This is a genomic window from Georgenia yuyongxinii, from assembly GCF_006352065.1.
GTDB lineage: Bacteria > Actinomycetota > Actinomycetes > Actinomycetales > Actinomycetaceae > Georgenia > Georgenia yuyongxinii.
Genome location: NZ_CP040915.1, coordinates 833,373 through 850,993, shown reverse-complemented (window position 1 = coordinate 850,993; position 17,621 = coordinate 833,373). Strand labels below are relative to the sequence as shown.

Here is a 17,621-nt window from a genome sequence, read left to right as displayed (position 1 = left end):
GCGTAGTTGGCGGCCGTGCGTCGGCTCAGCCGGCCGTCCTCTCCGTCGGCTCAGCCAGCCGTGCTCGCCGCCGGTTGAGCCGGCCCTGCTCTTCGCCCATAGCCGCTTGGGCAACGGCCCGCTCAGCCGGCCCGGTCAGCCCGCTCGGGCGCCGCGAGACCGCGTGGTGCTCGATGCGGTCGAGAAGCCTGGCCAGGGGCTCCGGTGTGGTGGCGGGGGTCAGTCGCTGGGCGAGGTGCTCCGTGAGGCTGGGCTTGCGGCCCGAGCCGCTGCCGGCGAAGCGGTGGAGCTGGTCGTGGAGCGAGCGTCCGCGCCACCCCGGTTGTCGTTGGAAGGCCCGGAACCGTGCCAGCTCGCCGCGCGAGGCGAGCACGCCCTCGACAGTGGCGGTACCCACGGCCCGGAGCATCTCGTGCTCGAGGTCCGCCTCGCAGACGAAAAAGCCGTGCTCGGCCATCTCCTTTCGGCTGCCCACCCGTACGCCGTGCGCACGCAGGGCCTGGACGACGAACCGCTCCTCCGGAGCGTCGCACAGGCCGAGCAGCTCCCGGCCCGGGGCGTCGAGCCCGAACATGTCGAGGAAGCGGCCCACGTTCGTGATGCCTCCCATGGGCACCACTTCGACGCCGTCGCCCGTGGTGATCCCGCGCGCCCGGGCCAAGGTGCGGACGACGGCCGCATCACTCGGGCCCTCCACGAGCACGATCACGCGGGGCCCGGACCCGGCCCCGATGCGCTGGGTCAGGTGGGCGGCGAGCGACTGGGCAGCGCCGGCGTGGACGGACCAGTCGTCGGTGGCCTCGCCGCGGTACGCGGCCGCGGCGAGGCGCAGGGTCGGGCGCAGCTCGGCCGGGAGCCCGGGCAGCACGTGCTCGGCCGCGGCGTCCTTGGAGACGAATGACCCGGTCTCGAGGGTGGTGACCATCCGGGCCAGGGTGAGCAGCACGTTGCGCTCGTCACCCACGAGGTTCCCGAGGAGGGGTGGCAGGGTGTCGTGGATCGCCCGGCGCACGTCGTCGGGCGGCACGAGGTCCAGCAGCGTGCGGGCGGGCGGACCGGCCAACGGCTGGGAACGGCGCACCAGGGACGCCAGGACCAGGGCGAGGTTGGCGTCCTGGCGACGCTCCGGCACGCGCCCGAGGTCATCGCGGAGCCACTCGCCGTACTGCAGGTCGCACACCGGCGGGTGGCGCCACGGCACGACGTCGCCGCGGACGACCACTGTCACGTCGAGGGGCCGTGCGGCCCCCTCGGTGGCGCGGCGCCCCGAGACGCGCAGCAGCAGCGCCACGAGCTCGGTGCGCTCGGCCGCGGACAGCGGACGCGCGGTGACAACGAGCAGGTCGAGGTCGCTGTCGGGCCGCAGGCCGCCGGTGACGGCGGAACCGTGCAGGTAGGCCCCGAGCAGCGACCCGCCCAACGCGGACCGCGCCCAGGCGACCACCCGGTCGAGTCCGGTGCGCACGCACCGCAGCGTCACACCGCTGGCCTGCTCGGGCAACCGATTTTCCGGCAGCCGTCTGCCGGGCGAGGTCGAGCGGGCCGGGGCCAGCGGCCCGTGCTGCCACAATGGTGCAGGACCACCCGACCTTCCCGCGGAGGAGACCGACGTGAGCACCCAGGACGCCCAGCCCGCGCGGCGCGCGCTCATCCTCGTCGACGTGCAGCCCACCTTCTGCGAGGGCGGCGCACTCCCGTCGCCCGGCGCCAACGCCGTCTCCGAGAAGGTCGCCCGCTACGCCAGGGCGCACCGCAGGGACTACGCCGCCGTGGTCACCACCCAGGACTGGCACATCGACCCGGGCGACCACTTCTCCGAGACCCCCGACTTCGTGGACACCTGGCCGCCGCACGGCGTCGCCGGCACCCCCGAGGCCGAGCTGCACCCGGCGCTGCACGGCATGACCTTCGACGCCTCCGTGAAGAAGGGCATGTACGCGGCCGCCTACTCCGGCTTCGAGGGGATCGACGCCGACGGGCGCACCCTCGCGCAGATCCTGGAGGACGCCGGGGTCCGGGCGGTCGACGTCGTCGGGCTGGTGGAGTCGCACTGCGTGAAGGAGACGGCGCTGGACGCGCACCGGCTCGGCCTGGACACCCGGGTCTTCACCGACCTCACGGTGCCGGTCAGCCCCGAGCTCGGCGCGCAGGCGCGTGAGCAGCTGACTGCGGCCGGTGTCGAGCTCGCGGAGTCCGGCCAGGCCTGACCGCTCGTGGCGCCCGCGCCGTGGTGCGTGTACGGGTGTCCCACCGCGCCGGCTCGACGGCGATCATCGAGCGATGGTGTTCGGGCCGACCGAGGGTGGCCGGCCACCCTCGCTCGGCCCGACAACGCTCGGTCGATGAGCTGCAGCGCCAGCCAGGGCCTGACGAGGGGCCAGCCCGTTCAGCCCCGCCGCTCGAGCGCGGCCTGGTAGAGCTCCCGCTTGCCCAGCCCGGTCCGGGCGGCGACCGTGGCCGCCGCGTCCTTGAGCCGGGCCCCGCCGTCGGTCAGGGCGAGGACCTGGCCCACGTGGTCCTCGGCGCGGGCTGCCACGGGTGGCGCGCCGGCGACCACGATGGTGATCTCACCGCGCACACCGGGCTCCGCCCACTCCGCGAGCGCGGCTAGCGAGTCCCGGCGCACCTCCTCATAGGTCTTGGTCAGCTCCCGGCACACCGCCGCGGACCGGTCCGCGCCAAACGTGCGCGCCATGTCGGCCAGCGTCCCGGCGAGGCGGTGCGGCGACTCGAAGAAGACCATCGTGCGCGGCTCCTCCGCCAGGGCCCCCAGGGTCCGGGCCCGGTCGCCCGCCTTGCGGGGCACGAATCCCTCGAAGCAGAACCGGTCGGTCGCCAGGCCGGAGATCGCCAGCGCGGTCAGGACAGCGGAGGGCCCGGGTGCCACACTCACCTTCACTCCGGCATCGGTGGCGACGCGCACCAGCCGGTAGCCCGGGTCCGACACGGACGGCATGCCCGCATCGGAGACCACCAGCACCCGCGCGCCGTCCTGCGCGGCACGCACCAGGTCCGGGGCACGCTCGTGCTCGTTGTGCTCGTGAAAGCTCAACAGCCGCCCGGTGACCCGCACCCCCAACCGCCCGGCGAGGGCGCGCAACCGGCGGGTGTCCTCGGCGGCGACCAGGTCCGCTTCCGCCAGCGCCCGCCGCAGCCGGGGCGGGGCGTCGGCGGCGTCACCGATGGGGGTCGCGGCGAGCAGGATGACGCCCGGGGCCATCGTCGGCGGGTGCGCCGGCGCGTCGGCGGGGTCGGGCTCGTCAGTCACGGCGTCCGCCGCATTTGCACCCGCGGGGGTGGCGTCCCGGTCGGGCATGTCCGGCGCGGGGACGTCCCGGTCAGGCTCGTCCCGCTCCGGCACATCCGGCTCGGGCACGTCCCCGCCATGCTGCCCGACGGGTTCGACGGGTTCGACGTCGCTGCTCACGCGCCCAGTCTCCCCCACCGGGCGTGCACACTGGCAGGTCGCGGCCACACGCACCGACCGGCCAGAGCCCGCGGGCGCTCGCACGGCCGGGTCCACGGCGCACCGTGCCGGACGTTGCACCCGGCCACGGTTCCGCGGGCACCTAGACTCGCGGCGTGACGACGTCCGCACCTCAGTCCGGAGGCGGCGCCGGCTGGGACCAGCCGGACGACGCCGAGCCGTCGGACGAGGCGTCACACCACCCCACCACCCGCACCGTCCTGCGGCGCAGCTTCCGGGCGCCCCTCGCTGCCCCTGGTGACACCGCTGCCCCTCGGGACACCGCTGCCCCGCCTGACACCTCCATCAGCCCGGGCCCCGACACCCCCGCCCAAGAGGCAGGACCGGCGCGCCCCGACGCCACTCCACCACCCGGCCCACCCACCGTGGGCGACCTCGAGGACTCTCTGCGCGCCCGCCTCGGCCTGCGGGCGCTCGGCGCCCGGCTCCACCCGACCGCCGCACTGTGGGGCTGGCTCGGGCCGCTGGTCGTCACGGTCCTCGCGGGCGTGATGCGCCTGACCGGTCTCAACCACCCGAGCCGGCTCATCTTCGACGAGACCTACTACGTCAAGCAGGCCTACTCGCTGCTCACGCTCGGCTACGAGGGCCAGTGGGCCGAGGAGAGCAACCCGGGGTTCGCCCGCGGCGACTACTCCGGGCTGTCCACCACCGCCGACTACGTGGTCCACCCGTCGGTGGGCAAGTGGATGATCGCCGCGGGGCTGAAGCTGTTCGGGGCGGACAACGGCGCCGGGTGGCGGTTCGCTGCCGCCGTCGTCGGGACGCTGTCCGTGCTCATCCTCGCCCGGCTGGCCACCCGGCTGTTCGGCTCCGCCCTCCTGGGCACCACGGCCGGGTTGCTCCTGGCGATCGACGGGATCCACCTGACGGAGTCGCGCACCTCGCTGCTCGACGTCTTCCTCATGTTCTGGGTGCTGGTCGGCCTGTGGTGCGTGGTGCGCGACCGGGACTGGAGCCGGGCTCAGCTGGCGCATCGGGTCGCCCGCGCCCGCGCCCGAGCCGACGGCCACGGCGACGGCGACGGCGACGGCCACGGCGACGGCCTGTGGGGGCCGCCGCTCGGGGTGCGGTGGTGGCTGGTGGTCGCCGGCGTCGCGCTCGGTCTGGCGACCGGGGTGAAGTGGTCGGGGCTGTACGCCGTCGCCGTCTTCGGGGTCATGGTCTTCGTGTGGGACACCTGCGCGCGCCGGTCGGTGGGCGTGCGCCGGTGGGCTGCTGCGGGCGTCCTGCGCGGCGGCATGCCCGCCTTCCTCGCGCTCGTGCCCACCGCGGCCCTGATCTACGTGGCCACGTGGATCCCGTGGTTCACCACCCCGCAGGCATACCGCCGGCAGTGGGCGGCCAACCTGCGCGCCAGCGGTGAGCCCGTGCCACGCGGCTGGCTGCCGGACGCCGTGAACTCCTGGTGGGAGTACCACCTGGTGATGTGGGACTTCCACAACGGTCTCGACTCCGAGCACGCCTACGAGGCCAACCCGGCCGGGTGGCTGCTGCAGCTGCGGCCGACCTCGATGTTCTGGCCCGATCCCGCTCCCCCACCGGAGGCGTGCGGGGCCCAGCGCTGCGTCCAGGCCATCCTCGCCGTGGGCAACCCGGTCATCTGGTGGCTCGCCGCGGCCGCGCTGCTGGCCGTGGTCTACGTGGCCGTGCGCGGCCGCGACTGGCGCGCCTGGCTGATCCTCGCCGGCTACGGCGCCATGTACGTGCCCTGGCTCGGCTACGCACACCGCACCATCTTCACGTTCTACGCGGTGGCGTTCGTGCCGTACGTGGTGCTCGCTTTGACCTTCGTGCTCGGGTGGGGCATGGGGCTCGTCCGCCCGCCCGGCAGCGTCCGCCCGCCCGGCAGGGGCCGTCCCCCAGACAGCGGCCGCCCGGAGGCAGGCAGACCGGACGGCGCGATACCCGGTGCCGGCACAACGGAGGACGACACCGGCCCGGTGGTGCACCCTTCCCGCGCGGCGCTGTTCGTCAGCGACGACGGCGACGCCCGCCTCAACCCGGCGGCGTGGGTGCTGTGGGGGGTCGTCGTGGGGCTCGCGGTCGCGGTGGCCGTATTCTTCTGGCCGGTGTGGACCGGCCAGACCATCTCCTACGAGGGCTGGCGGCTCCACATGTGGCTGCCGACCTGGATCTGAGCGTCAGGCACCATCGCCGGGACGGACCAGCCCGGACTCGTAGCCGAGGACCACGGCGTGCACCCGGTCCCGCAGGCCGAGCTTGGCCAGGATGCGGGTGATGTGCGTCCGCACGGTCGTGGCGGAGATCACCAGCCGGTCGGCGACCTCCTGGTTGTCCAGGCCCCGCGCCATCAACGTGAACACCTCCAGCTCGCGCGCCGTCAGCCGGGAGAACCCGGTCGGTGGGCGGCCCGGCGGCGGGCTGGCGAGGAATCGTTCGACGAGCCGCCGGGTGATGGCCGGCGCGAGCAGCGCCTCGTCACGGACGACCGTCCGGCAGGCATGGACGAGGTCGGGAGGGTCCACGTCCTTGAGGAGGAACCCGCTCGCGCCCGCGCGCAGCGCGTCGTGCACGAGGGCATCGTCGTCGAAGGTGGTGAGCACCAGGACCTTCGACGTGACGCCGGCCCTCGCCAGCTCACGCGTGGCACCGATCCCGTCGAGCACGGGCATCCGGATGTCCATGAGCACGAGGTCCGGTCGGAGCTCGCGGGCGGCGGCGACCGCCTGCCGCCCGTCGGCGGTCTCGCCCACGACCTCGAGATCTCCCTCGGCCTCGAGGATGAGCCGGAACCCGGCGCGCACGAGCGACTGGTCGTCGGCCAGCACGATCCGGATCACGCGACGCTCACGGCCCGCACCAGGGGCAGCCACGCCCGAACGCCGAAGCCGCCGCCCGGCCGGGGTCCGGCCTCGAGGTCGCCCCCGCACAGCCTGGCCCGCTCCGCCATCCCGATCAGGCCGTAGCCGGCCCGCTCGGGGGCCCCGGCCGGGTGGGCACGCGGCGCGGGCCGGGTGGCACCGTCGTCCTCGACCGTGACGCGCACGGCGTCCTCCTCCACCACCACGAGGGCCCGGGTGGGTGCACCCGCGGCGTGCCGCATGACGTTCGTGAGGGACTCCTGGACGATCCGGTAGGCGGCCAGGTCGACCGCCGGCGGCAGCCCGCCCACCGAACCTCTGACCGTGAGCTCGAGCGGCACGCCGGCGGCGCGCATGTCGTCGGCAAGGTCGCCGAGCCGGGCGAGAGAGGGACGAGGCCCGGCGGCGGGGACGCCATCGAGGCCCAGCAGGAACCGCAGCTCGGCGAGCGCGGACTTCGCGGTGGCGCGCACCGAGGCGACCACCGAGCGGGCCGTGCCCGGATCGGACTCCACGATGCGCTCGACGGCGCCGAGCTGGACCACCACGACGCTGACCGTGTGCGCGAGCACATCGTGCATCTCCCGGGTGATGCGGGAGCGCTCCGCCTCTCTCGCCTCGCGGGCCCGCTCCTCCCGCTCGTGCTCCAGCTCCCGGGCCAGCTGTCGCAGCTCGGTGATACGCAGCTGCCGGTCGCGGATGGTCCGGCCGGCGAGCCAGGGCGCGAGCGTGATCAGCCCGGTGAACGCGAAGTCGGCCACCGTCTGGGACGCGGCGAACGGGATCGAGCCCCACACCAGGGCCAGAGCCGCGACCAGGCCGACAAGCGCCCGGCGGAGCGGGGCGTGGGCGGCGACCGAGTAGACGGTGACGATGAGCGCGATCACGGCCGCGTAGCCCTGGCTCGTGATGTCCGCGCCCAGGCCCTCCTGGACGAAGAGGGCCGACCACCCGATCAGGACGGCCAGCAGGGGCCGGCTGCGCCGCCACGCGACGGGCGCCGTCATGGCGACCGCGGCGACCAGCGCCGTCGCGCCGCCGCCGCCGGCCATCACCTGCCCGGTACCGAGCGCGACGAGGGCGGCGGCCATCGTGACATCCACGAGGCGGGGCCGGGCCCTCAGCCACTGCGCCAGGGCGCCGGCATCGTCGTCCGTCATGGCACGAACCGTAGCGGCGCACCGCCCCGCCCGGCGTCGACCCGGGGAAGGAGGCTCGTACGAGCAGGCTCGTATGCGGTTCGGCGTCACCTCCGATGATTCCGGCGCCGACCGTCCCTAGCGTCAACGGCACCAACCACTGCTCCCCGGAGGTCCACATGTCACGCCGAAGCACCGCCGTCGCCCTGCTCACCGCCGCCGCCGCCGGCCTGGCCGGCACGATCCTGCTGCCGGCGTCCGCTGACGCCACCACCCAGCTCGCCCTGATCGAGGCGCAGCCCGTCCGCTGGATGGGTGCGAACGTGCTGCTCCTCGCCTCGTTCCTGTGCTTTGCCGGCGCCCTCCTCGGGCTCACCGGGCTGTTCCGGGCCCGGGGCTCACGGCTCGGCGTCACGGCGACGGTCGTCGCGGCGCTGGGGTGGGCGCTCCACGTCGGGCCCGTCGCCTACGTGATGGCCCAGTACCCGCTCGCCCACCAGCCTGACCAGGCAGGTGCGGCCGAGATCGCCGCGGCGATGTTCACGGCCCCGTCCTTCGCCGTGCTCATCGTCCCGGTGCTGCTGGCGACCGTCGTGGGCACCCTCGCCCTGGCCGTCGCCCTGTGGCGGACACGGCTGGCACCGCGGTGGGCGGCGTTGACGCTGGTGGCCGCGCTGGTCGCCGACTTCGCGGCGCCCGACGCCGTGTCCGGGATCATGATGTTCGCCCTGATGGGTGTCGCGCTGGCCCCGTTGTCCGCCCGGCTCCTCGTGCGCGAGAGCGCCGCCGGGGCGCCGGTGGCCGCGCGGGCCTGACCCGGCCGGCGTGCGGCCATACTGGGCGTCATGGTCCCGGAGAAGAGCTCATGAGCCCCACCGTGCGCGGCGCGCGAGTCCTCGTCACCGGCGCCACGCGCGGCATGGGCCGGTTGTTCGCGGAACGCGCCGCCGCCGAGGGGGCCGCCGTGCTGGTGCTGTGGGGTCGCGACGTCGCGGCGCTGCAGGAGGTGGCAGCGGCGGTCGCGCGGCCGGGCCTGCGGGTGCGCACGGACGCCGTCGACCTCGACGACGTCGCCGCGCTCGACGCCGCCGCGCATGCCGTCCTCGCCGACCTCGGTGCCGTCGACGTGCTGGTCAACAACGCCGGCGTCATCACCTCCAGCGGCTACTTCTGGCAGCAGGACCCGGCGGAGGCGGCGCACACGCTCCGGGTCAACACCCTCGCCCCGATGCGGCTGGCCGCCCACTTCCTGCCCGCCATGATCGCCGACGCCGCGCGACCCAAGCGGGTGCTCAACGTCGCCTCGGCGGCCGGCATCGTGCCGAACCCGCGCATGAGCGTGTACGCGGCGTCCAAGGCGGCGCTGCTGAGCTGGTCGGACACGCTCCGGCTGGAGCTGGAGCAGGCCGGCCACACCCACGTGCGGGTGACGACGTTCAGCCCCTCCTACGTCTCTACCGGCATGTTCGAGGGTGTGCGGTCGGTGCTGCTCACGCCGATGCTGCGGCCGGAGCGGGCGGTGGACCAGGCCTGGCGGGCGCTGCTGGCGGGCCGGGCGCACGTCATCAGCCCGCCCACCGTGCACGTGGCCCGTGCCGCCCGGGGGCTGCTGCCGTCGCGTGCGTGGGACCGGATGGCCAAGGTCTTCGGCGTGCACCGCTCGATGGAGGGATTCACCGGCCGGCCCTCGTGACCGCGCCGGGCCGGGTTCAGGCCCGCGTCACCCACACCGACTCGGCGGCCGTGAGACCGACCTCCTGCGGGCGTCCCCGACCCGCCACCCGCACCGTCAGGGTGCCGGCGAAGTCCTTGCGCTCGAGCACCACCAGCTCGGTGTCGAGAGCCACGCCCAGCTCGTCGAAGTAGCGCAGCACCTGCGGGTCCGTGTCGGCGATCCGCGCCACCCGTACCCGCGCCCCGGCCTCGACCAGGTGCAGGGCGCCGGCCGGCGGCGCCGGCACGGTGCCCTCCCGGGTGGGGATGGGGTCGCCGTGCGGGTCCCGGTCGGGATGCCCGAGCCGGGCGTCCAAGGCGTCGACCAGCCGGTCGGAGACGGCGTGCTCGAGCACCTCCGCCTCGTCATGGACCTCGTCCCAGGAGTACCCGAGCTCGGCGACCAGGAACGTCTCGAGGATGCGGTGGCGCCGCACCATCGCCAGCGCGGCTGCCCGGCCGGGCGCCGTCAGCTCGATCGTCCCGTACCGGGCGTGGGCGAGCAGCCCGGCAGTGGTGAGCTTCTTGACGGCCTCGGAGACCGTCGACGGCGAGAAGCCCATCCGGCGGGCGAGCACCGTGGTGGTCACGGGCGCGTCGGTCCACTCCTGGGCGGACCAGATGACCTTGAGGTAGTCCTGGTTCGCCGGGGTCAGCTCGGCGAGCTCCTGCTGCACGGCGCTCACGCTACGCGACGGCGGCGGCCCGGTGGCGCCGTCGGCGGAGCAGCCCGTGGCGCGGGGCGAACAGGTAGGCACCGAAGAACACGGTGCCCTGGGCGAGGACCACCATGGGGCCGGAGGCGGTGTCGAGGTAGTAGCTCGCGTAGATGCCGGCGACGGCGCAGCCCGCCGCGATCGCGGGCGCCACCTGGAGCATGCGGGCGAAGCGGTCGGTGAGCAGCCGCGCCGTGGCGCCCGGGATGATGAGCATCGCCACCACCAGGACGACACCGACGGCCTGCAGCGCGACCACCACCGTCAGCGCCAGCAGGGCCAACAGCATGGCGCCGAGCCGGCGCGGATTGAGCCCGATGGCCTGGGCGTGGGTGGGGTCGAAGGCGTAGAGGGTCAGGTCGCGGCGCTTGAGGAGCAGCACGGCCAGCGTGATGACGCCCAGGACCACCACCTGCAGCAGGTCGAGGCTGGAGACGCCGAGCAGGTTGCCGAACAGGATGTGCCCGAGGTCCGTCTGGCTCGGGGTCACCGAGATGAGCACCAGCCCCAGCGCGAACAGGACGGTGAAGACCACGCCGATGGCGGCATCCTCCCGGATGACCGACCGGTCCCGTACCTCCCCGATGAGGGCGACGGCGAGCAGCCCGAACACGAGGGCGCCCACGGCGAACGGGGCGCCGAAGATGTAGGCGAGGACGACACCGGGCAGCACGGCGTGCGAGACCGCGTCGCCCATGAGGGACCAGCCGATGAGCACGAGCCAGCAGCTGAGCACCCCGCACACGACGGCGGCGAGCACGCTGACGAGGAACGCCCGCTGCATGAACGCGTAGGCCAGCGGCTCGGCAAGGACCTCGATCATCGGGCCACCTCCGCAGGACCGGCGCCAGACGGTGTGGAGACCGTCGCGGGCCGGGCGTCGGAGACGTCGACCCCGAACGCGCGCGCGAGGTTCTCCGGGCGCAGCACCTCCGCCGGCGGGGCGTGCAGGAGGACGCGTCGCTGGATGAGCAGGGCGTCGTCGCACAAGACGTCGAGGGAGGCCAGGTCGTGGGTGGAGACGAGGATGGTGCGCCCGTCGGCGGCGAGCTCGCGCAGCAAGGTGGTGATGGTCGCCTCGGTGCGCTTGTCCACCCCGGCGAACGGCTCGTCCAGCAGCAACACCTGCGCCCCCTGGGCGAGCCCGCGAGCGACGAACGCGCGCTTGCGCTGCCCGCCGGAGAGGGCGCCGATCTGGCGGTCGTCGAGGTGGCCGAGCTCCACCCGCTCCAGGGCGGCGTCCACGGCGTCGTGGTCGGCGCGCCGTGGCCGGCGGGTGAGGCCGAGGCGGCCGTAGCGGCCCATCATGACCACCTCGCGCACGCTGAGCGGGAAGGACCAGTCGACGTCCTCCTGCTGGGGCACGTAGCCCACCACCCCGCGACGACGCGCCAGCTCGGTGCTCTGCCCGAGCACCCGGACCTGGCCGGCCGTGGGGCGCACCAGGCCCATGACGGACTTGAACAGGGTCGACTTGCCCGAGCCGTTCATGCCCACCAGCCCGGTCACCCGGCCCCCGGCGAGCGCGAACGTGACGCCGTCGAGCGCGGTGACGGCGCCGTAGCGCACCGTCAGGTCGGTGACCTCCAGCGCCGGCGCGGCGGACGCCGTCGGGCCGGCGGGGTCCTGGCGGGGTGCGGTGGCGGGACGTGCCCGTCCGGTGGTGGTCATGGGCGCTCCTCCCGGGCCGTCAGGCCCGCGACGATGGTGCCGGCGTCGTGGCGCAGCAGGTCGAGGTAGGTGGGTACGGGCCCGTCGGGGCCGGAGAGCGAGTCGACGTAGAGGGTGCCGCCGAACCGGGCGCCGGTCTCGGCGGCCACCTGACGCTGCCCGTCCTGGTTGACCGTGGACTCGCAGAACACCGCGGGGACCTCGTCGGCGCGGACCCGGTCGATGACGGCGGCGACCTGGCGCGGGGTGGACTGCCGCTCGGAGTTGACCGGCCACAGGTACGCCTCGGTCAGGCCTACGTCCCGGGCAAGGTAGGAGAACGCGCCCTCGCAGGTGACGAGCACGCGCTCGTCGGGCGGCAGCGACGCGAGGGCGTCGACCAGCTCGCCGTGCAGGGCGTCCAGCTCGGCGGTGTAGGCGTCGGCATTGGCGGCGTAGGTCTCGGCGTTGACCGGGTCGAGGCCGCTCAGGGCCTTGGCGATGTTGGCGACGTAGGTCTGACCGGCCACCGGGGACATCCACGCGTGGGGGTTGAGCTTGTCCTCCCCGGCGATGGGCACGGGGTCCACCCCCTCGGTGAGCACCACGTGCTGGGCGTCGACGTCGGTGATGAACTGCGCGAACCACGCCTCCAGGCCCAGCCCGTTGTCCAGGACCAGGTCCGCGCCGGCGGCGCGCGCGAGGTCCTCGGGCGTCGGCTCGTACCCGTGGATCTCGGCCCCGACGTCGGTGACGGACTCGACCCGGACCAGGTCACCGGCGACGTTGCGGGTCATGTCCGCGAGCACGGTAAAGGTGGTGAGGACGAGCGGGCGGTCGTCGCCGGCGGTGCGTGCCGTCGCAGCGGCGGTATCGGTTGCGGGACCGGCGCACCCTGCGAGCAGCAGACCGAGAACGACGGCGGCACCGGCGACGGCGGCACCGGCGATGGCACCGCGCCGCTCGTTTTGTGGGTCCACCGGCGAGCCGCGTTTCGGCATGCCGAAATATTAGGCGTGCCGGGTTGCGCAGACAAGCGAGCGCCCCATCCCCGGGCACCAGAAGGGTGACCGGGGACGGGGCGGCGAGCTCAGCTCAGCTCAGCTCAGCTCAGCTCAGTAGGACGACGACTCAGTTGGCCGACGGCGCGGACGGCGCCGACTGGGCGCTCGCCGGGCTGGCGGGCGAGACCGGGCTCGGTGCCGAGACGGGCGACGGCGCCGACTTCGGCGACGGCGCCGACTTCGGCGACGGCGCGGACTTCGCCGATTGTGCGGACACCGCGCTCACGGCGGACTTCGCCGAGATCGCCGAGACCGCCGTCGTCGCGCTGCCGGCGCTGACCGATGCCGGGTTCACCGCACGGGCGTCCATCGTGGCGGCCTGGGTGGGAGCCACGGCGACGTCGTCGGTGATGAGCTTGCGACCCGGGAGGTCGAGGTCGTTCTTGTCGTCGCCCCTCTCCTGGGTGGCCAGCTTGAGGTTGATGTCGTCGACCGAGGTGGTGGACGTCGTGTCGGCGGCGGCGATGCCGACCCCGCCGATGATGCCTACGGCGGAGAGGGCCCCGGTGGCGATCCAAGTCTTCTTCTTCATGGCGTTCTCCTTCTTCCGGGACCGCCGGGGCGGTCCGTCTCGGTCCGGACGACGGGCCGCCCCCCTGCGGTGGCCCGTCGTCCCACGTGGACTCTGGGCCGCCCCCCTGCGGTGGCCCGTCGTCCTTCCGGATCTGGGACCGCCCCCCTGCGGTGGTCCCTGTCCTTCCTTCGTGGTCACTACTTTGCCGAGCCGGAGTGAGAGCATGAGGAGGAGAACATGAGGGCGTTCTCACGAAGCCGCAGGTCATGACATGTATCGGTCGGTAAACGCCGTTTGCAGCCCGGGTTGGATGGGTCAGGACGCCACTCGACGACCCGGGGACGCACCGCACCGGGCCGGACACCCGCGGCCCGGTGCCGGCCGGCGTCGTGACTGCCTTTGCGCGAGCGGCGTTGCAGACCTGGTGAGGCCGAGACCACCAGGTCGCCCCGGTCGCGCTGCGGTCTCACGCCAACGGGTCGGCGATCCCCACGTAGACGGTCTCCAGGTACTCCTCGATGCCCTCGTGCGCGCCCTCGCGGCCGATGCCGGACTGCTTGACCCCACCGAACGGCGCCGCCGGGTTGGAGATGACGCCGGAGTTCAGCCCAAGCATCCCGGTCTCGAGCACCTCGGCCATCCGCAGCCCCCGGGCCAGGTCGGTGGTGAAGGCGAAGGAGATCAGGCCGAACTCGGTGTCGTTGGCCAGCCGCACCGCCTCCGCCTCGTCGGCGAACGTGGTGATCGAGACGACGGGGCCGAAGATTTCCTCACGGTGCAGGCGCGCCTGCGGCCCGGCGCCCTTCAGCACCGTGGCGGGGTAGAACCACCCCGGCCTCTCGGGCACCTCACCGCCGAGCAGCACCTCCGCGCCATGCGCGACGGCGTCCGCCACGAGCTCGTGCACCTTGTCGCGGGCCTTCTTCTCCACGAGCGGCCCCAGGGTGACGCCGTCGTCCGTGCCCGGGCCCAGCCGGACCGCCCGGACCTTCTCCACCAGCTTGGCGGTGAACTCCTCCGCCACCGCCTCGTGCACGAGGAACCGGTTGGCCGCGGTGCACGCCTCGCCCCCGTTGCGGAACTTCGCTGCCATGGCCCCGGCGACGGCGGCGTCGACGTCGGCGTCCTCGAAGACCAGGAACGGCGCGTTGCCACCGAGCTCCATGGATGTGCGGAGCACCTGCCCGGAGGCGTCGGCGAGGAGGGCGCGGCCGACTCCGGTGGAGCCGGTGAAGGAGAGCTTGCGGGCGCGCGGGTCCTGCAGCAGCGGCCCGGTGGTGTCCCCGGCGCGGGTGGTGGGCACGAGGTTGACGACGCCGGCGGGCACGCCGGCCTCCTCGAGCACCTGAGCGAGGAGCAGCGCGGTCAGCGGCGTGAGCTGGGCCGGCTTGAGCACCACCGTGCACCCGGCCGCGAGCGCCGGGCCGATCTTGCGGGTCCCCATGGCCAGGGGGAAGTTCCACGGCGTGATGAGGATCGACGGGCCCACGGGCCGCTTGGTCACCAGCACCCGGGACTTGTTGTCGGTCGCGGCGCTGTACCGGCCGGCGATGCGCACGGCCTCCTCGGAGAACCAGCGGAAGAACTCCGCCCCGTAGGTGGCCTCACCCTTGGACTCGGCGAGCGGTTTACCCATCTCCAACGTCATCAGCAGGGCGAAGTCGTCGGCGCGGGCGGTGATCAGCTCGAACGCGTGGCGCAGGATCTCCCCGCGCTCCCGTGGCGCGGTGCGGGCCCAGCCGGCCTGGGCACGGTCGGCGGCGTCGAGGGCAGCCATCGCGTCGGCCGGGTCGGCGTCGGCCACCGTGGTGAGCTGCTCGCCGGTGGCAGGGTTCTCGACGGCGAAGCGGCGGCCCCCGGTGGCCTCCCGCCAGGCGCCGTCGATGTACAGGTCCGTGCGCATCGTCCCGAGGAGCTCGTCCTGGCGGCGCGCGGTCAGCTGGTCGGTCATCGCACTCTCCCTCGCTCGTCTCGAGGCTACGGCGACTCGCACCGGGCGGCAGGGGATGCGGTGGCGGCTGCGGTGGCGGCGCGGAACCGCCCCGGGGCGACGACGCAGCGGATCCCGCGGCAGGCCGCCCCCGCGGACCGCGGCGTCGGCCCCAACCGGGCCAGGCTTAAGGTGGCCCGAGCAGCGCCCGACGGCCCGCGGGCGACGGCGCCCGGCCCCGCACCCGGGCACGGTCCGAGCCCTGAGGAGCCTGTGGCATGAACTTCGCCCCGGAGCGTGGCCGAGTGCTGCCGTCGTGGCTGCTCCTCCTGGGGATCGTGCTCGTGGCGGCGAACCTGCGTCCGGTGATCACCGCCGTCGGGCCCGTGCTGCCGCTGGTCGGCGCCGACACCGGGCTGTCGCCGTCGGCGCTGGGCACCCTCGCCGCCGTCCCGGTTGTCGCGTTCGGGGTCGTCTCCCCGGTCGTGGCCACGCTGGGGCGGCGGTTCGGCATCGAGCGCACGGTCGCGGGCGCGCTCGTGCTGCTCGCGGTCGGCACCGTCGTCAGGTCCCTGCCCGGCTCGGCGGCGCCCCTGTGGATCGGCACCGCGCTGATCGGGGCCGCGATCGCCGTCGGGAACGTGCTGCTGCCCGCCGTGGTGAAGAAGGACTTCCCGCTCCGCCTGACCACCGTGACCTCGGTCTACATCGCCGTCCAGACGGTGTTCGCTGCCACGGCGTCCGGTGTCGCGGTGCCGCTCGCGGGGGCCGGGTCGTGGCGGGTGGCGCTGGGTGTGTGGGTGGTGCTCGTTCTTGCCGCACTCGCCGTATGGCTGCCCCGGCTGCGGGGCGGGCGGGGGGCGACCACCGCGGCCGGCCGAGCCCGGACCGGCGGTGCCCCGGTGTGGCGCTCGGGCCTGGCGTGGGAGGTGGCCGTCTACATGGGCCTGCAGTCCACGGTCTTCTACGTGCTCGTCAACTGGTTGCCCACTCTCGAGCAGGACCTCGGGGTGGGCGCGGCCGCCGCCGGCTGGCACCTCTTCCTCTACCAGGTGGCGGCGATCGTCTCGAACCTCGCGACGCCGGCGCTCATGCGGGTGGGCCCGGACCAGCGCGTGGCGTCGATGGTCATGCCGACCCTGATGGTCGCCGGGATGCTCGGCCTGGTCGTCGCGCCGGGCCTGGTGCAGGTGTGGGTGGTCGTCGTGGGGCTGGGGTCCGGCGGGTCGTTCGTGGTCGCGTTGTCCCTGGTGGGTCTGCGGGTGGCCGACCCGGGCACGGCCAGCCGGCTGTCCTCGATGGCGCAGACCGTGGGGTACCTGGGCGCCGCCGCTGGCCTGGTCCTGGCGGGTGTGCTGCGGGATCTCACGGGCCCAGGGCCGCTGCTCCTGGTGTGCCTGACGGTGGTCGCGTTCGTGCAGCTGCTCGTGGGTTGGCAGGTGGGACGCAGCCGGGTGCTGCACGGCTGACGCGGTGCGCGTGCGCCGGATTCGCCTGCTCAGCCGCCGGCGAGCACCCGCAGCACGGTGCGCAGGTCGTCCGCGTCCACCTGCCCGGGCGCCGAGGCCGTGCCCACCATCCCGAACGTCGCGGCGGAGCCGAACACCTGGCCGGCCACCCGCGAGATCGTGCCGAGGGGACCCATCGACATGGTGATGAGGGGCCGGTCGGCGAACTGCTCGTTCATGGTGCGGGTCGCGTCGAGAAGGGCCAGGACGTCGGCGACGGAGTGCGGCATGACGGCGACCTTGCAGATGTCCGCCCCGACCTCCTGCATCGCCTGGAGCCGCGCGACGATCTCGCCGCGGGACGGGGTGCCGTCGAAGTCGTGGCTGGAGACGATGACGGCGACGCCGGCGGCGTGGGCGGCGGCAAGGACCCGGTCAACGACGGCGGGCGACCGGCGGTACTCCACGTCCACCAGGTCGGCGGCGCCTGCGTCGATCACCGCGGTGTTGAGGCGCCCGTAGTCCTCGTCGTCGATCTCGGCCGCCCCGCCTTCCGCGCGGGTGCGGCAGGTGAACAGCAGCGGGGTGCCGGCGAGCTGGTCGCGGAGGGACCGAGCCTGGTCGACGACGGCGGTGGCGTCGCCCAACCCGGTGAAGTGGTCCGCGCGCCACTCGACGACGTCGACCGCGTGGCCGTGGAGCGCGGTGGCCTGCGAGGCCAGCTCGACGGGGTCGGCGCCGGTGAGGGGCACGACGATCTTGGGCATGCCCTCCCCCAGGGTCACGCCCTTGACGGTGACCGTCCGGATGCTCCTACCCGCCACGAGTGATCCTCCCTTCGGGCGTGGGTCCGCCCCGAAGGTCAGTCGACCACGGCACCGGCCAGGTCAGGGGGCGGCACGCCGTGCCACGTGCGGCGCACGGACACCCGCGGCCATACCGGCGGCCCCGATCCGGCAGGTGCGAACCTTGATCCGGCGTGGTCGGCACCGACGACGTCGTAGCGGGTACGTGCCCCGTGCCTGGCCGGCCAGGGCGCGCCCGTCCGGAGTGGGGGTGCCCGGCTGGGCGCGGCTGGGCGCCGCGACCTCAAGACGTCCGCGATCAATCGCGACATCGCGCACGCAGCTGCTCT

The 17,621-nt window shown here is 74.1% G+C and carries 16 protein-coding genes; 5 read left to right on the top strand and 11 right to left on the bottom strand.

Features of this window, described 5'->3' with window-relative positions:
- Positions 1-25: 25 nt before the first annotated feature.
- Positions 26-1,465, bottom strand: coding sequence for an aminoglycoside adenylyltransferase family protein (locus FE374_RS03910; RefSeq protein WP_168205582.1), 1,440 nt, complete (start codon positions 1,463-1,465; stop codon positions 26-28).
- A gap of 145 nt (positions 1,466-1,610) precedes the next feature.
- On the opposite strand from FE374_RS03910, the gene FE374_RS03905 reads away from it, so the two are divergent.
- Positions 1,611-2,207: an isochorismatase family protein gene (locus FE374_RS03905; RefSeq protein ID WP_139927330.1), complete on the top strand. Its 597-nt coding sequence runs from the start codon at positions 1,611-1,613 to the stop codon at positions 2,205-2,207.
- A gap of 179 nt (positions 2,208-2,386) precedes the next feature.
- Here the strand turns inward: FE374_RS03905 and rsmI are convergent, their stop codons facing one another.
- Positions 2,387-3,316 (bottom strand): 16S rRNA (cytidine(1402)-2'-O)-methyltransferase, encoded by a 930-nt coding sequence (rsmI, locus tag FE374_RS03900; protein WP_456319094.1) that lies wholly within the window; start codon positions 3,314-3,316, stop codon positions 2,387-2,389.
- Positions 3,317-3,582: 266 nt separating this feature from the next.
- On the opposite strand from rsmI, the gene FE374_RS03895 reads away from it, so the two are divergent.
- Positions 3,583-5,628 carry a dolichyl-phosphate-mannose--protein mannosyltransferase gene (locus tag FE374_RS03895; protein WP_139927329.1) on the top strand — a complete coding sequence of 682 codons (2,046 nt, stop codon included), beginning with the start codon at positions 3,583-3,585 and terminating at the stop codon, positions 5,626-5,628.
- A 3-nt stretch (positions 5,629-5,631) separates the two neighbouring features.
- Here the strand turns inward: FE374_RS03895 and FE374_RS03890 are convergent, their stop codons facing one another.
- Both FE374_RS03890 and FE374_RS03885 read right to left on the bottom strand, forming a co-directional pair.
- On the bottom strand, positions 5,632-6,291 hold the full coding sequence (locus FE374_RS03890; RefSeq protein ID WP_139927328.1) for a response regulator: 660 nt from the start codon (positions 6,289-6,291) through the stop codon (positions 5,632-5,634).
- A complete protein-coding gene (locus FE374_RS03885) occupies positions 6,288-7,472 on the bottom strand; it encodes a sensor histidine kinase (protein WP_139927327.1) in 1,185 nt (394 codons plus the stop codon). The genes FE374_RS03890 and FE374_RS03885 overlap by 4 nt, the downstream gene beginning before the upstream one ends.
- A 158-nt stretch (positions 7,473-7,630) precedes the next feature.
- Between FE374_RS03885 and FE374_RS03880 the strand changes: the two genes are divergently transcribed.
- Positions 7,631-8,266 (top strand): hypothetical protein, encoded by a 636-nt coding sequence (locus FE374_RS03880; RefSeq protein WP_139927326.1) that lies wholly within the window; start codon positions 7,631-7,633, stop codon positions 8,264-8,266.
- Between the two features lie 50 nt (positions 8,267-8,316).
- Complete coding sequence (locus tag FE374_RS03875) at positions 8,317-9,144, top strand: SDR family NAD(P)-dependent oxidoreductase (protein ID WP_139927325.1); 828 nt, start codon at positions 8,317-8,319, stop codon at positions 9,142-9,144.
- Between the two features lie 16 nt (positions 9,145-9,160).
- Here the strand turns inward: FE374_RS03875 and FE374_RS03870 are convergent, their stop codons facing one another.
- From FE374_RS03870 to FE374_RS03845, 6 genes are all read right to left on the bottom strand, one after another.
- Complete coding sequence (locus FE374_RS03870; RefSeq protein ID WP_456319085.1) at positions 9,161-9,850, bottom strand: metal-dependent transcriptional regulator; 690 nt, start codon at positions 9,848-9,850, stop codon at positions 9,161-9,163.
- Position 9,851: 1 nt separating this feature from the next.
- Positions 9,852-10,703 (bottom strand): metal ABC transporter permease, encoded by an 852-nt coding sequence (locus tag FE374_RS03865; protein ID WP_179957345.1) that lies wholly within the window; start codon positions 10,701-10,703, stop codon positions 9,852-9,854.
- Entirely contained in the window at positions 10,700-11,551 is an 852-nt protein-coding gene (locus FE374_RS03860) for a metal ABC transporter ATP-binding protein (RefSeq protein WP_139927324.1), read from the bottom strand. Before FE374_RS03860 ends, FE374_RS03865 begins: the two co-directional genes overlap by 4 nt.
- Positions 11,548-12,531, bottom strand: a complete 984-nt coding sequence (locus tag FE374_RS03855; RefSeq protein WP_139927323.1) for a metal ABC transporter substrate-binding protein — start codon at positions 12,529-12,531, stop codon at positions 11,548-11,550. Before FE374_RS03855 ends, FE374_RS03860 begins: the two co-directional genes overlap by 4 nt.
- Before the next feature lie 130 nt (positions 12,532-12,661).
- The gene (locus FE374_RS03850; protein ID WP_139927322.1) at positions 12,662-13,126 is read right to left on the bottom strand and encodes a hypothetical protein; all 465 of its coding nucleotides are present in this window, start codon (positions 13,124-13,126) and stop codon (positions 12,662-12,664) included.
- A 448-nt stretch (positions 13,127-13,574) separates the two neighbouring features.
- The gene (locus FE374_RS03845) at positions 13,575-15,059 is read right to left on the bottom strand and encodes an NAD-dependent succinate-semialdehyde dehydrogenase (RefSeq protein ID WP_139927321.1); all 1,485 of its coding nucleotides are present in this window, start codon (positions 15,057-15,059) and stop codon (positions 13,575-13,577) included.
- A gap of 257 nt (positions 15,060-15,316) precedes the next feature.
- On the opposite strand from FE374_RS03845, the gene FE374_RS03840 reads away from it, so the two are divergent.
- Positions 15,317-16,507, top strand: a complete 1,191-nt coding sequence (locus FE374_RS03840; RefSeq protein WP_139927320.1) for an MFS transporter — start codon at positions 15,317-15,319, stop codon at positions 16,505-16,507.
- Between the two features lie 29 nt (positions 16,508-16,536).
- Here FE374_RS03840 and aroD read toward each other — a convergent pair whose 3' ends face one another.
- A complete protein-coding gene (gene aroD, locus FE374_RS03835; RefSeq protein WP_139931307.1) occupies positions 16,537-17,295 on the bottom strand; it encodes a type I 3-dehydroquinate dehydratase in 759 nt (252 codons plus the stop codon).
- Between the last annotated feature and the right edge of the window lie 326 nt (positions 17,296-17,621).